A 13,427-nucleotide genomic window follows, 5' to 3' on the forward strand; every position below is an offset into this window, starting at 1 on the left:
GTTACCCCACCGATGACAGCCAGAAAGACTGCCTGGCGATGACCATTTCTTCACGTATTTCCCGCACAAGCCGGTTGATCCCCGAAACACCGTGGTAGTGGGCGCGGTTGATGTTGGCGATGGTGAATTGGTCCATACCGTGCGCCGTTACAGTGACTGAAAGGCTGCCGTCCGCGTTGAGTGCGCACTTGACCGCGCACTTGGGAAGGCGAGCGGACAGGGCCGTTTCGATTTCGGCTTTCGTTAACGTATCCATGAGTTCACCGCATAAAGGACTCAGCGCGGTAAGGCTAGCTCATAATGACGGGGCGTAAATACTGGCAAGGTGATGGCTTTGTAAGAAGGGTCGTCCACAACTTTGCGTCGAAAGCCTCTACTTGAAACTTGGGCTGAAGGTTCGCTCGTTGTTAAATCAAGCGGACAGGATGAGGGGGGGGATTATAAGGTGTAGCCTGTTCAAACTATTGGGTTTGAAGGGGCAGCCAGGCTGCCCCTCCCACCGTTACTCAAGAACCCGACTTCCGACCGCCGCCATGGCTGTGCTGCCCACCTTTACGGCCGGCTTCCGAGGCTTTTTCACGGTCGTTGGCGAAGTTGCCGCCCGACGCCTGGCCGCCTTTTTTACCGGCTTCGGAGGCTTTTTCGCGATCATTGGCAAAGTTGCCCGGGTTTTTATTACCTGTAGTCATGATAGTTCTCCAGTCGCTAAGTTTGCGTTTCGTTAGTTGGCCGTTTCGCAACGGACACTTATTCCGATATTGGCTTTTTGAAAAATGTTTTACCGATTTTTCTAACCGGCGACGAACGGTAATTTCGCTGAAAAAGTTATACAGAAACTTGGTTGATGCGCCGCTTCGTATAACTTTTATTGCCGGCCAGCGCTTTGATATTAATCAAATCGAAACTGCTGGTTTAGTTAACGGTCCTGCCATTCGTCTTTTTCGTCGCACTCCAAAAAAGGGTGTGGTTCCAACGAGGTTCCTAACCTGTGAACGGGAGCTTTTCAGCCATGAAACACAACCCATCCAACCCACAGTACCGGCCGCTCGAGCATCCAGACGCACCCAATGAAGACGGTTGCGTCATCGGCACTGCCGGGCGCGACGAAGACCCCAACGCGACCACCGATTGGGACCACCCCGACAGCGCCGCAACACCCGCTGACGCCAGCATCAAACCCGCCAGCGGTACGCCCGGCATCGACGCCGTGCCCGAGTCGGAAAACCACGGCGCCGATTGAGAGAACTGCCCTACAAGTGCCGTTTCGCTTGGCCTGCAGCGCATTACCGCTGGTCGTGAGGCGTCGGTTTATTTTGAAATTTTCCACGCGCAGGCCACTTCCCATGCAAGGTAGGCGCGCATTCCAGCAGGGCGCCTTTTTCCGTAAGCCTGAGGAGATTTGTTCATGTTTCTACATAACAAGCGACTTCAATACACCGTCCGCGTCGCCGAGCCCAATCCGGGCCTGGCCAACCTTTTGCTCGAGCAGTTTGGCGGCGCCCAAGGTGAGTTGGCCGCCGCGTCCCGTTACTTCACCCAAGCCTTGGCGGAAGACGACCCGGGGCGCAAAGATTTGCTGATGGACATCGCCACCGAAGAACTCAGCCATCTGGAGATCGTCGGCTCCATCATCGTCATGCTCAACAAGGGCGCCAAGGGGCGAATGGCCGAAGGCGTGGAAGAGGAGGGCGAGTTGTATCGTGCCCTCAATGGCGCCGGCAATGACTCGCATATCACCAGCCTGCTGTACGGGGCGGGTTCGCCTTTGACCAACTCTGCCGGCGTGCCGTGGACCGCCGCCTACATCGACACTATTGGTGAACCCACCGCAGACATGCGCTCGAATATCGCCGCCGAAGCCCGGGCCAAAATTGTCTATGAGCGGTTGATGAACGTCACCGATGACCCGGGTGTAAAAGATGCGCTGGGTTTTTTGATGACGCGGGAAATCGCTCACCAGATATCCTTCGAAAAAGCGCTGCATGCGATCCAGCCGAATTTTCCCCAGGGCAAGTTGCCGGGCAAACCGGAGTTCACCCAGGTGTACTTCAACATGTCCCAAGGCGCGGAGAACCTGCGCGGGCCCTGGAACCAGGGTGACGGTTGGGAGTTTGTGGAAAACCCACAACCGGCGGTCGATGGCGGTGACGGCACCGCCAGCGTGCAGTTGGACGCCGACGATGAAGCGGTGCTGAGCGCGATGAAAATCCGCACGCTCTCGGACCCCACCAGCGACCCCACCACCGGCGCTGACCTGGGGGCGGGCCTCAAGCCCAAGCCCGACCTTTGATTGAGAATAGCCGCACGCTGAAGGGCGTGCGGTGCTTTCGACTTTCTTGACGAGGACAACGACATGGCAACCCCACAGGAAAACCTGCTCGACTGGCTACGTGATGCCCATGCGATGGAGCAACAGGCCGAGAAAATGCTCAAGGCACAGTCCGAGCGCCTGGAGAATTACCCCCAACTCAAGGCGCGAATCGACGAGCACATTGAGGAAACCCTTGGGCAGCAGCAACTGATTGACGAATGCCTGACGCGTTTGGGAGGCAGTGCCTCGACCCTTAAAGACGTGGGCGGCAAGCTGATGGCTTTCGGTCAGGCGGTCGGTGGCTCGCTGATGAGTGACGAGGTGATCAAGGGCGCGATGGCCGGCTACGTGTTTGAAAATATGGAAGTGGCCAGCTACACGGTGCTCATCGCGGCCGCGAAGGCAGCGGGTGATGCCGAGACACAAGCGGCGTGCGAAAAGATTCTGCCCCAGGAAGTCGCCATGGCTCAGTGGTTGCTCGAGCACTTGCCAGAGCTTACGCAAGCGTTTTTGCAACGCTCTGAGGCGCCTGACACACAAGCCAAGCGTTAATGACACGTGCGGTGCCCTTGGGGGCGCCGCGTCCGCTCGGCACAAGATGGCACTGCGCAGCGTTTTCACGGTCCATGGAACACGTACCACGTATCTGGAGGTGAACCTTGGCGACAAAGAAGAAGCCTGTGGTCGACGGTATGGAATTGGCAATGCTGTCTGCCAGCCGCAAAGACCTGTTCTTTGCGGCCATGCAAGCCAGCCACAGCGCAATGATCGTGACCGACCCCGCGGGGCCTGATAACCCGATCATCTTTGCCAACCAGGCGTTCCTGACCCTGACAGGCTTTGAACTGGACGAAGTGATCGGACGTAATTGCAGGTTCCTGCAGGGGCCCCAAACCGACAAAAACGCGCTGCACCAAGTGCAGCGCGCGGTTGAGCAGCACCATGAGGCCTGTGTCGAGGTGCTCAACTACCGCAAGGATGGCTCGACCTTCTGGAACGAGCTGTTCATTTCGCCGTTGTTCAACGAACGAGGGCAACTGGTGTATTTTTTCGCCTCGCAGTTGGACGTGAGCCGGCGCCACGACGCTGAACAGCGCGTGCGTCGCGCACAAGACTTGGAAGCGCTGGGGCAACTGACCGGTGGCATCGCCCATGACTTCAATAACCTGCTGCAAGTGATGATGGGTTATCTCGGCTTGATCCAGCAGAGCGCCAAGCGCCCCGGTAGCGATCCGCAGCGCATCGTCAACAGTGCCAGCCGTGCCAGGGCCGCGGCGGAAAAAGCTCAGACCCTGACCCAGCAGTTGCTGGCGTTTTCGCGCAAGCAACGGCTCGACAGTCGAGTGATCAACTTGAACAGCTTGCTCAGCCGCCCCGAATTCATGGCACGTGCGCTGCAGGGCGTCGAGTTGCATGTAGAACTTGCCGACGATTTGTGGAACTGCCGCATCGACCCTGTCCAGGCGGAGCTGGCAGTGCAGCACCTGTTATCGAATGCCCAGGATGCTTTGCGCGGGCGTGCTGACCCAGCGGTAACCGTCCAGACCTGCAACGTCCAGGTACCGGGCGATGTCGGTGCCGAGCGGGATGGGTTGACCGAGGGCTGTTACGTGAGTATTTCGGTCTCGGATAACGGCAACGGCATCGACGCAGGTATTCAGGACAAAGTCATGCAGCCGTTCTTCACCACCAAGGAAGAAGGCCAGGGCTCGGGCCTGGGGTTGTCGATGGTGTACGGCTTTGTCAAGCAATCAGGCGGCACGGCGCGGATTCATTCAGACCCGGGCATCGGTACGACGATTCGCTTGTACTTTCCTGCAGATGACAGCCAGCTGTGGGTCGAGCAGACCCCCACAGCCATCTCACCGCAAGGTAACGAACGCATCCTGATCGTGGAGGACCGGCCCGAGGTGGCCGAGTTGGCGCAGGTCATTCTGTCTGACTACGGTTACCACACGGACATCGCCCTCAATGCAGCCGAGGCGTTGGGCATGCTCAAGCAGGCGACGTATGACCTGGTGTTCAGTGACTTGATCATGCCCGGCGTGATGAATGGCGCAGCGTTGGCGCGGGAGGTGTCGCGCTCGTATCCGCACATCAGGATCTTGCTGACCACCGGCTATGCGAAAGACGCGTTGGGCCGCGCGGAGATAGAGGTGCATGAGTTCGAGTTGATTCCCAAGCCGTATCAGCCTGCTGACCTTCCCCGGAAAATCCGTGCAGTGCTCGATGCCTGATCGAGCAGGCCACTGTGCCCCAAATGTGGGAGCGGGCTTGCCCCAATGCCAGTCAGTTAAGCGCAATCCCCTGTGGGAGCTGGCTTGCCTGCGATAGCGGCGGGTCAGTCAACATCAATGTTGGGTGGGCCGACGTCTTCGCGGGCAAGCCCGCTCCCACAGTTGATCTTCGTTGCTTTGAGCATTGCATCCCTCGAGGGCGCCGCCCACAAAGCTACCTCAGCACCGCCAGCGCCAGGTCAAGCGCCAGCACCAACACAATCGAAAACCCGAATATCCTGCGCGCCCAGCCGGTCGGGTCAGCGAGGCGTGTACCGCTGGCCGCGAGGGTTAGCCAATAACTCCCCAGCCCTAGCATCACCACAAAATACAACGCCGCCATCTGCGCCACCGCGCCTAGCACCAGGGCGCTGGCGAGGAAGGCCAGCATGTACGCCTGGATCTGCCGATGGGCTTGGGCCAGGCTCAACAGCGGCAGGCCTGCGGCGCGGAAATCCTCGCGGCGCATCACGTTGATGGCGTGTGAATGCGGCATCTGCCAACAACAGAACACCACAATCAGCAGCAACGCCGTAAGGTCAAACCGCCCGGTGACCGCGCAATAGCCGATCACCGGCGGCATCGCCCCGGAGACGCTGCCGATCAAGGTGGCCCAGTGGGAGCGTCGCTTGAGCCAGTAGGTGTAGACCCCCGCATAGATCACCAGCCCGACCATTGCCAGCCCACACGCCAGCGCATTGCTGCCGGCCCACAGCAAGCCAAAACCGCAGGTGCCCAGGACGATCCCATAGCCTGCGGCAGTGGACACGCTGATGGTGCGCAGTGCCAATGGCCGATGACAGGTGCGCACCATGCGCCGGTCGATGTCGCGGTCAATGCAGTTGTTGACGACACAGCCGCAACCGATCACCAGGGCCGTGCCGAGCAGTGTGGCAAGCCCGTGCGTCACCGAGGCCACATGCCCGCTGGCGGCGAGCAGGTAACCGCCCAGCACCGACGCCAGGTTACCGATAATAATGCCCGGCTTGGTTAGCTCGATAGCGGTATTGAACAGCCCCCGCCAGTGTTTCAGTGCGCCAGCATGTTGTGATGAATACTGTCCATGATCCATAACGAAAGCCCCACCAACAGAAGAATGATGACCGCCGAGAAAATCAGCGCAATCAGGTTCCAGCGTTGTTCTTCGGCCGTGTCCAGGTGCAGGAAGAACTTGAGGTGGACCACGATTTGTATCGCGCCCAACGCCACTACCAACCAGGCGGTGACGGTGCGCGGCAGTGACGGGAACATCACCAGGGCGAACGGAATCAGGGTGAGCAGTACTGACACCAGGAACCCGACCAGATAGGAGCGACTGCTGCCATGGCTGGTACCGGCACTGCTGTGAAGCGAGCTTTGCTTGTACATGTCACACCACCCCCAACAGATAGACCACGGTAAAGACGCAGATCCACACCACGTCCAAAAAGTGCCAGAACAGGCTCAGGCAACTGAGCCGGGTGGCGTTGGTGCTGGTCAGGCCGCGTTGCTTGACCTGGACCATCAGCACCGCCATCCAGATCAGCCCGGTCAACACGTGCGCGCCGTGGGTGCCCACGAGGGTGAAGAAGGCCGTCAGGAAGCCGCTGCGGTCCGGCCCGTAGCCTTCTTCGATCAGGTGGTGGAATTCGTTGATCTCCATGGCGATAAAGCCCGCGCCCAACACGAACGTGAGCCCCAGCCAGCGCAGCACATCGCGTTGCTTGCCGTGGTTCATGGCGAGCATGGCGTAGCCGTAGGTGATACTGCTCAACAGCAGCAGCATGGTTTCGGCCAGCACATAGGGCAGTTCGAAAATATCCATGCTCGACGGCCCGCCCGCCACGCTGTCGCGCAATACGGCGTAGCCGGCGAACAAGGTCGCGAACAGGATGCAGTCGGTCATCAGGTAGATCCAGAACCCGAACAGGCTCAGGGAACCGGCGTCTTCATGCCCCTGTTCGTGGGTATGGGCAATGTCTTTTTCCATAACGATATTGGACATGGGTCAAGCCTCCGCCAGGTCTTTGAGACGGGCCGTTTCGATGCGCGCGACTTCCTGGGCGGGCACGAAGTAATCGATGTCTTCGTCGTAGCTGCGCACCACGAACGCCACCACCGAGGCCACCAGGCCGAACGCCGCCAACCACCAGATGTGCCACACCAACGCAAAGCTGCAGACCAGCGCAAACAAGCTGATGACCAAGCCCGACGCGGTATTGCGCGGCATATGGATGCTGCGATAGTCGGTGTGGCTCAGGGTGCTGACGCCGCGCTCCTTCATGCCCCAGTACGCGTCCAGGTCATTGACCTTGGGCTGCTCGGCGAAGTTGTACAGCGGCGGGGGAGACGCGGTGGCCCATTCCAGGGTGCGCCCGTCCCACGGATCGCCGGTGCGGTCGCGGTATTGATGACGGTTGCGGATGCTGACAAACAATTGCAAGGCTTGCGCCGCCACGCCGCAGAGGATGATTGCCACCCCCACCAGCTCCAGCAGCAGCCAGGGCCGCCACTCGGGGTTGTCGAAATGATTGAGACGGCGCGTCATGCCCATGAAACCCAGCACGTAGGAGGGCATGAACGCGAAATAAAAGCCCACCAGCCAGCACCAGAAGGCGATGCGGCCCAGCTTGTCGTTCAAGCGGAAACCGAACGCCTTGGGGAACCAATATGTCAGGCCGGCCATATAGCCGAACACCGCGCCACCGATGATCACGTTGTGAAAGTGCGCGATCAGGAACAGGCTGTTGTGCAGCAGGAAATCGGCCCCGGGCACCGCCAGTAGCACCCCGGTCATGCCGCCGATGCTGAAGGTCACGATAAAGCCCAGGGTCCACAGCATGGGCGTTTCGAAGCGCACGCGGCCGCGGTACATGGTGAACAACCAGGTGAAGATTTTTACGCCGGTCGGCACCGCGATGATCATCGTCATGATGCCGAAGAACGCGTTGACGTTGCCCCCCGCGCCCATGGTGAAAAAGTGATGCAGCCACACGATGAACGACAACACGGTGATCGCGATGGTCGCCCATACCAGCGACACGTAGCCGAACAGCCGCTTGCTGCTGAAGGTGGCGGCAATCTCGGAAAACACCCCGAACGCGGGCAGGATCAGGATGTACACCTCCGGATGCCCCCACGCCCAGATGAGGTTCACGTACATCATCGGGTTGCCGCCGGCCTCGTTGGTGAAAAAATGCATGCCCAGGTAACGGTCCAGGGTCAGCATCAGCAGGGTGGCGGTGAGGATCGGGAATGCCGCCAGGATCAGCACCGAGGTGCACAGCGCGTTCCAGGTGAACACCGGCATCTTGAACAGCGTCATGCCTTCGGTGCGCATCTTCAGGATGGTGACGAAGAAATTCACCCCCGTGAGCAGCGTGCCGATACCGGATATCTGCAATGACCAGATGTAGTAATCCACGCCGACGCCGGGGCTGTAGCCCAGCTCGGATAACGGCGGATACGCCACCCAGCCGGTACGCGCGAACTCACCGACCCCCAGCGAAATATTCACCAGCGCCGCACCCACCACGAACAGCCAGAAACTCAGGGCGTTGAGAAACGGATAAGCCACATCGCGAGCGCCGATCTGCAACGGCACGACGATGTTCATCAAGCCGACCACGAAGGGCATGGCCATGAAGAAGATCATGATCACACCGTGGGCGGTGAAGATCTGGTCGTAATGTTCCGGCGGCAGGTAACCCGGCCCGCCGCTGGCGGCCATGGCTTGCTGGGTGCGCATCATGATCGCATCAGAAAACCCGCGCAGCAGCATCACCAGGGCGACGATGATGTACATGCAACCGATCTTCTTGTGGTCCACCGAGGTGAACCACTCGCGCCACAAATAACCCCACTTGCGTTTCCAGGTAATCGAGCCCACCAACGCCACCCCGATCAGGCCCACGATGGCCAGGGTGTACATCACAATGGGTTCAGTGGTTGGGATCGCGTCCCACGACAGTTTTCCGAACATGGTTACCGCTCCTCAGCCAGCAGACTTGGGTGTTGATCGGTGCGTTGTGCAGCGTCGCTCAATGGCGAGCGCCGGGGTTTATTGGCCTTGTTCATGCCTTCGTATTTATCGACGATGTCCAGGAACAAGCGCTCCTGTACCGCCGAGTAATAGGTCACCGGGTGCTTGAGGGTCGGCTTGGCCAATTGCGCGTAAGTGCTGTGATCCAGAGAGGTGGCCGCGCCCTTGACCTTTGTCACCCAGGTTTGAAAGTCGGCAGTGCTCAGGGACAGCGTGGTGAAATGCATGTCGGAAAAACCGGGGCCGTTGTAGTTGGCGGCAATCCCTCTGAACTCACCGGTTTCGTTGGCGATCAGGTGCAACTTGGTCTGCATGCCGGCCATGGCGTAGATCTGCCCGCCGAGTGCGGGAATAAAGAACGAGGTCATGGCCGCGTCGGAGGTGACGGTGAAACTCACCGGCGTGTGCACCGGCAGGGCCAGTTCGTTGACGCTGGCGATGCCCAGGTCAGGGTAGATAAACAGCCACTTCCAGTCGGTGGCGACCACCTGCACATTGATCGGCGGGGTGTCTGATTCCAGCGGGCGATAGGGGTCGAGTGCGTGGGTGGTCTCCCAGGTCACCCACCCCAGGACGATGATGATCAGCAGGGGAACGCCCCATACCACCGCTTCGATTTTGTGTGAACTGGCCCAGCGGGGGGAGTAACGCGCTTTTTTATTGGTGGCGCGGTAGCGGTAGGCGAAGACAAACATCATCACAATCACCGGAACGACCACCAGCAGCATCAGGCCCGTAGCGAGAATAATCAGGTCGCGCTCATCGGTTGCTACTTGCCCCTTGGGGTTGAATACCACCAGGTTGCAACTGGTGAGTAAGAAGAGGCTGGTGATAGTGACCAGGCAATAACCCATCGCTCGTTTCATGCCTTGCTCCTGTATTGGAAACTTGCGTTTTGCTGTGCCGAATCTGTGCTCGCGCGTTAACTAAGCGAAGCGCTTGTTAACACCAGGAGCCATCAGGTGATAAACATTCGGCAATAAGCTGCCGTCAGTAGATAAAGTGCGTCTACTGTCCGGTTCTATTGGCTTTTTCTGCCGCTCTGCAGGGCGCATTTCGCCGCGCTCCCGAACATTTTGAATAGAGCCCGATGGGTTGGTTTAACAATTTGTTTCCTCGCCTGACGAACGGTTTAACAGGCGAAACGGTAAAGGGTTTTTATCGGTGCATGATGGAGGTGGCCTTGCAGAAAGTCTGAATTCTGGTTAGGGATTTCAGTCGTTAGTTGATGGCCAACCCCACTAACGGTTTTGGAGAAGCGCTATGTTTATACGTGGCAACACCTATAAAGCCTGGGTCTCAAAAGCACTGGAAGAAAAATGCTTCACCCGGGAAGTCGAAAATGGCTGCCATATCGAAGTCAGGGCCCGAGAGCGGGACGATGCTGATATTGAAGTGCTGCTCTGTGTTTATACCGCGACGGGACAATGTGTGGTTGAACGCATCAAGCAGTTGCCGGGTGCCGAATGGACGGTGAATGACGCGCTCAAACGCGGTATTGACCAGGCGGAACGGATTGCCGGAGGTGAGTCCGGCCGACTGCCCTGTGCTGACGCTCACGTGCACGACGACGATTGAGTGGCTCCGCGATCTTGAATGTGGGAGCTGGCTTGCCTGCGATGACGGCCTGACAGCCGACGAGGACTTTGGTCCGACAGGCAAGCTTGGACCTCGGTGCGTCAGTTAGACAAGCGTCGGCTGCCAGGCCGTCACGGGAGCAAGCTCCCTCGCCACAGGGTGTAGCGTCGCGGCAAAATAAAAAAGCCCGCACAGAGTGCGGGCAAGACAGGAGTTTTTACCAAGAGCCTGGAGTGAACAGACTCAGTATTAAGAAACAGAAGAAGCATGAACCGTTTTATTTTTTTAATGCGAGGCCGACGAACGGTAGTGCGACAGAAAGTGCGTGATCGTCGTCATTAAAAGATTAAAATTTCTGAACCTTCGTTCTGAGCAAATAACAAAAAATCAGAAGGAGAGGTTATGAAAAATTCTTTATATGTCATCGAGTACGAATACCACCACGAGCCTAAGTCTTTCATTATAAGAGCGGAGGTGATGAATAACGCAGAGGCGTGGCATTGGGCCTGTTGCGATGCTGGAATTGGCATTATTCCCAGGTCGCGTAATGAAAAGATCAAACGCATCAGTAAACCGCTGGCCGAGCGCTACGGTCTTGAGAATGTAAGATGGCGCCCGTCTGGGAGTATCCCGTTTATTGCAAAGCCCTATGTGCCGCCGCCACCTGAATGAATGTGTTTTTAATGGGCGGGGTTCATGCGGGTGGCGGTAGGGGCGAGGCGAGTGTTTACTGTTTTTTGCGTCGCTCCTGCAACATGCACAACTTTTGCACGCTGCGTTGAAGTGCCTCTTTCATAAGGTCGGCTGCATAGTGTTGCTTGCACGCTGGGCAGAGCATGTCAGAGGCCGACGACACTAGAAAGTCGGGGTCATCCAGCGTCGATTCGTAGGGTTGTTTACATTGCAGGCAACTTCGGTTCGCTTGTAGATGGGTCACATCGATTCCTCCCTGAATGAACGGCCACTCTCGATTAAGAAGTGGGCGTTTTCAACTGCTAAAGAGGAAGAATTCAAACAAGCGATTAGTTGATGTTTCAATGCCAGTATCGAGAGGCGGCGGGGAGGGGATGGCGCTTGGACGGCTGTCTATGTTTTAGAACCCTGGCAGGTTTATCGACAGGCGCGTCCTCACTCTCTGCTCTGTGGGTTCAGCAGTTGGGTTTTCTGCTGCGGGTTTTTTGCCCGGCGGCGGTCGCCTGGCGCTTTGATCGGTCCGGGTTGGGCGGGGTGACGCTACTTGCTATCGAGCCTGCCAGGCCGTCATTCGGCGGGGTTGTCAGCTCCTCCCTGGCTTGTAACCAGTGCACGAAATCCTGACCATCAGGCTTCCCTTGCTGTTCCCAAATGCGGTACGCGGTGAGTCGGATCGTTTCTTCGTCCATTGTGAGGCTCCCCTATTGAATAAAAGGTGCTAGGAGTGAATGAAGCTGCTCACGAAGTCCGCCTTGACCACGGGAAGTTCGATCCCATGGATCAAGCCGGCGGTCAGCGCTTGTTGCGGGTCGAGAATGCGTGGCGCGGCGATCAGGTACTTTTCGGTCTCCAGTTTTTCGACAGCATCGGCGGTGCGCTCGGCTACGATGCGTGCGTACAACTGCAAGTCGTAATCGAGGCTCATCGCATATTCGGACATGCGCGAGTGGTCAACCGCGCCTTGCACATGCCAGTGGAAGGGGTGGAACAGGAATTTACTGTGCTTGCAGGCGGTTCTGCGCTCACCGGCCAGGAAGATGATATTGCCCATCGATTCCACTGTGCCGAGGTTATGGGTATGCACCGGAATCGGCAGGGACAATAAAAAGTTGTACATCGTAAAGCCGTAGCTGCATTCACCACCCATGGTGGCGATATTCAGTACCAGGCCCTGGGCATCTTGTTGTACGGCCAACGAGGCTTTTTCAATCAGTTGGCTGCACGTAGAAGCGGTGACCGGTGCGGTGAAGTTGATAATGTGTAAAGGCATGGTGTCCCTCATCAATGAAAGCAGGGGAGCATGGCTCCCCTGCATCAAGCACATCAGCTTTTGCGTCCGCCGCCGTGGCTGTGTTCGCCACCTTTACGCCCGGCTTCGGAAGCTTTTTCACGGTCATTGGCAAAATTGCCGCCACTGTTCTGGCCGCCTTTGCTGCCCGCCTCGGCGGCGCGTTCGGGGTCATTCTTGAAATTGCCCCCGCTGTTCTGGCCGCCTTTGCTGCCGGCTTCAGCGGCGCGCTCGGGATCATTCTTGAAGTTCCCGCCACTATTTTGGCCACCTTTGCTGCCGATCTCCTGGTAGAACTCTTTGTCATGGGACGCAGAAGTGGCTTCGCCGCCTTTCTTACCGGCTTCGCTGACGCTCATCTGGCCTTGCTTGTCTTGAGTAGTCATGTTCAGTTACCTCGTCGTTATGTCGGTAATGTAACGTTCACTTCGATTGTGCTGGAAACGTGCACTTAGTCGCGTGCGTCAAACGGCACGGTTATAAGTGCCTTTCACACAAGGGTGGCGTTTTAGATGCACTTATCGTGGCTTCGGCTTGTTCAGCAAGTTGCTGATGTTCGTAACACGCAGACGTATTAGAACGCAGGCCAGTCCTTGCTTTAGTTTGCACTTCTACAATCGGCCTGCGAGCTGGCTCGCCGCGCTGATTATCAATGGACGCACGCATGATGAATGCCCTTTGTTAACGAACGGAACAGCGGTACTGCCCGTGTGGTCAGGACTTACGTCCACCACCATGACTGTTCTGGCCGCCTTTACGCCCGGCTTCCGAGGCTTTCTCGCGGTCGTTGGCGAAGTTGCCGCCAGAGGCCTGTCCACCTTTCTTTCCCGCCTGTGATGCTTTTTCGCGATCATTGGCAAAGTTTCCAGGGTTTTTATTGCTCGTCGTCATAACAATACTCCCAGTTTTGAAATGTCGTTTCGCTAGTTGCCCGTTTATGCAACGGACATCTTTTCTGATAGGGGCAAGTGCGCAGATGTTTTGAAATTTTTTAAAAAGGGCGATGAACGGTAGAGTGGTAGATGAAACTTGTACAGCTAGGCTCAGGAAGTGCCACTTCGTATAAGTTTTTCTGCGTCGATTGATATTGAATTAATGGCGACCTTAACGGTTTGTTTAGCATTCAATAAACTGCTTGATAGTGGTCATTAAAGGCGCTGGCTACTCTGGCCGGCGCTCAGCCGCACACTCTGTTGCTGCAGCCCGCACAGACTGCTTGTATGCTGGCACTCTGGAACCGGTTGCCCCTGTGAGTACCGA

The 13,427-nt window shown here is 57.5% G+C and carries 17 protein-coding genes; 6 read left to right on the top strand and 11 right to left on the bottom strand.

Annotated elements, in window-relative coordinates; all coding sequences use genetic code 11:
* Window position 1: 1 nt before the first annotated feature.
* Window positions 2-256: a hypothetical protein gene (locus HBO10_RS26785; RefSeq protein ID WP_014718023.1), complete on the bottom strand. Its 255-nt coding sequence runs from the start codon at window positions 254-256 to the stop codon at window positions 2-4.
* A 250-nt stretch (window positions 257-506) separates the two neighbouring features.
* Window positions 507-689 (bottom strand): general stress protein, encoded by a 183-nt coding sequence (locus HBO10_RS26790; RefSeq protein WP_003190457.1) that lies wholly within the window; start codon window positions 687-689, stop codon window positions 507-509.
* Between the two features lie 320 nt (window positions 690-1,009).
* Here HBO10_RS26790 and HBO10_RS26795 point away from each other — a divergent pair, with 320 nt between their 5' ends.
* From HBO10_RS26795 to HBO10_RS26810, 4 genes are all read left to right on the top strand, one after another.
* Window positions 1,010-1,240 carry a hypothetical protein gene (locus tag HBO10_RS26795; protein ID WP_034127100.1) on the top strand — a complete coding sequence of 77 codons (231 nt, stop codon included), beginning with the start codon at window positions 1,010-1,012 and terminating at the stop codon, window positions 1,238-1,240.
* A 165-nt stretch (window positions 1,241-1,405) separates the two neighbouring features.
* Window positions 1,406-2,290, top strand: a complete 885-nt coding sequence (locus tag HBO10_RS26800; RefSeq protein WP_014718025.1) for a manganese catalase family protein — start codon at window positions 1,406-1,408, stop codon at window positions 2,288-2,290.
* A 63-nt stretch (window positions 2,291-2,353) separates the two neighbouring features.
* Window positions 2,354-2,863, top strand: coding sequence for a DUF892 family protein (locus tag HBO10_RS26805; protein WP_019821478.1), 510 nt, complete (start codon window positions 2,354-2,356; stop codon window positions 2,861-2,863).
* A 107-nt stretch (window positions 2,864-2,970) separates the two neighbouring features.
* The gene (locus HBO10_RS26810) at window positions 2,971-4,548 is read left to right on the top strand and encodes a histidine kinase famiy protein (RefSeq protein WP_169922165.1); all 1,578 of its coding nucleotides are present in this window, start codon (window positions 2,971-2,973) and stop codon (window positions 4,546-4,548) included.
* A gap of 214 nt (window positions 4,549-4,762) precedes the next feature.
* Here the strand turns inward: HBO10_RS26810 and cyoE are convergent, their stop codons facing one another.
* Genes cyoE through cyoA form a run of 5 tightly spaced genes read right to left on the bottom strand, consistent with a single transcriptional unit; the run spans window position 4,763 to window position 9,462 of the window.
* Window positions 4,763-5,659 carry a heme o synthase gene (gene cyoE / locus HBO10_RS26815; protein ID WP_034127102.1) on the bottom strand — a complete coding sequence of 299 codons (897 nt, stop codon included), beginning with the start codon at window positions 5,657-5,659 and terminating at the stop codon, window positions 4,763-4,765.
* Window positions 5,617-5,955, bottom strand: coding sequence for a cytochrome o ubiquinol oxidase subunit IV (gene cyoD, locus HBO10_RS26820; protein WP_034127103.1), 339 nt, complete (start codon window positions 5,953-5,955; stop codon window positions 5,617-5,619). Before cyoD ends, cyoE begins: the two co-directional genes overlap by 43 nt.
* Window position 5,956: 1 nt before the next feature.
* Window positions 5,957-6,571 carry a cytochrome o ubiquinol oxidase subunit III gene (locus tag HBO10_RS26825; protein WP_034127104.1) on the bottom strand — a complete coding sequence of 205 codons (615 nt, stop codon included), beginning with the start codon at window positions 6,569-6,571 and terminating at the stop codon, window positions 5,957-5,959.
* Window positions 6,572-6,574: 3 nt separating this feature from the next.
* Window positions 6,575-8,548, bottom strand: a complete 1,974-nt coding sequence (gene cyoB, locus HBO10_RS26830; RefSeq protein WP_034127105.1) for a cytochrome o ubiquinol oxidase subunit I — start codon at window positions 8,546-8,548, stop codon at window positions 6,575-6,577.
* A 2-nt stretch (window positions 8,549-8,550) separates the two neighbouring features.
* Entirely contained in the window at window positions 8,551-9,462 is a 912-nt protein-coding gene (cyoA, locus tag HBO10_RS26835; protein ID WP_229999504.1) for a ubiquinol oxidase subunit II, read from the bottom strand.
* Between the two features lie 409 nt (window positions 9,463-9,871).
* Here cyoA and HBO10_RS26840 point away from each other — a divergent pair, with 409 nt between their 5' ends.
* Together HBO10_RS26840 and HBO10_RS26845 are read left to right on the top strand one after the other, a co-directional pair.
* Entirely contained in the window at window positions 9,872-10,186 is a 315-nt protein-coding gene (locus HBO10_RS26840) for a hypothetical protein (RefSeq protein WP_034127106.1), read from the top strand.
* 402 nt (window positions 10,187-10,588) lie between these two features.
* Window positions 10,589-10,858: a DUF6555 family protein gene (locus HBO10_RS26845; RefSeq protein WP_003190473.1), complete on the top strand. Its 270-nt coding sequence runs from the start codon at window positions 10,589-10,591 to the stop codon at window positions 10,856-10,858.
* A gap of 476 nt (window positions 10,859-11,334) precedes the next feature.
* On the opposite strand, the gene HBO10_RS26850 is transcribed toward HBO10_RS26845, so the two are convergent.
* The 4 genes from HBO10_RS26850 to HBO10_RS26865 all read right to left on the bottom strand — a co-directional run bounded on the left by HBO10_RS26850 (window position 11,335) and on the right by HBO10_RS26865 (window position 13,058).
* Window positions 11,335-11,568, bottom strand: a complete 234-nt coding sequence (locus HBO10_RS26850) for a DUF2934 domain-containing protein (RefSeq protein WP_014718034.1) — start codon at window positions 11,566-11,568, stop codon at window positions 11,335-11,337.
* 29 nt (window positions 11,569-11,597) lie between these two features.
* Complete coding sequence (locus tag HBO10_RS26855) at window positions 11,598-12,149, bottom strand: ATP-dependent Clp protease proteolytic subunit (protein WP_014718035.1); 552 nt, start codon at window positions 12,147-12,149, stop codon at window positions 11,598-11,600.
* A gap of 53 nt (window positions 12,150-12,202) precedes the next feature.
* Entirely contained in the window at window positions 12,203-12,553 is a 351-nt protein-coding gene (locus HBO10_RS26860) for a general stress protein (protein ID WP_014718036.1), read from the bottom strand.
* A gap of 328 nt (window positions 12,554-12,881) precedes the next feature.
* Window positions 12,882-13,058 (bottom strand): general stress protein, encoded by a 177-nt coding sequence (locus HBO10_RS26865; RefSeq protein WP_003190478.1) that lies wholly within the window; start codon window positions 13,056-13,058, stop codon window positions 12,882-12,884.
* Between the last annotated feature and the right edge of the window lie 369 nt (window positions 13,059-13,427).

It is taken from the genome of Pseudomonas sp. WS 5503 (assembly GCF_012985385.1).
In the GTDB taxonomy this organism is placed as follows: domain Bacteria; phylum Pseudomonadota; class Gammaproteobacteria; order Pseudomonadales; family Pseudomonadaceae; genus Aquipseudomonas; species Aquipseudomonas paracarnis.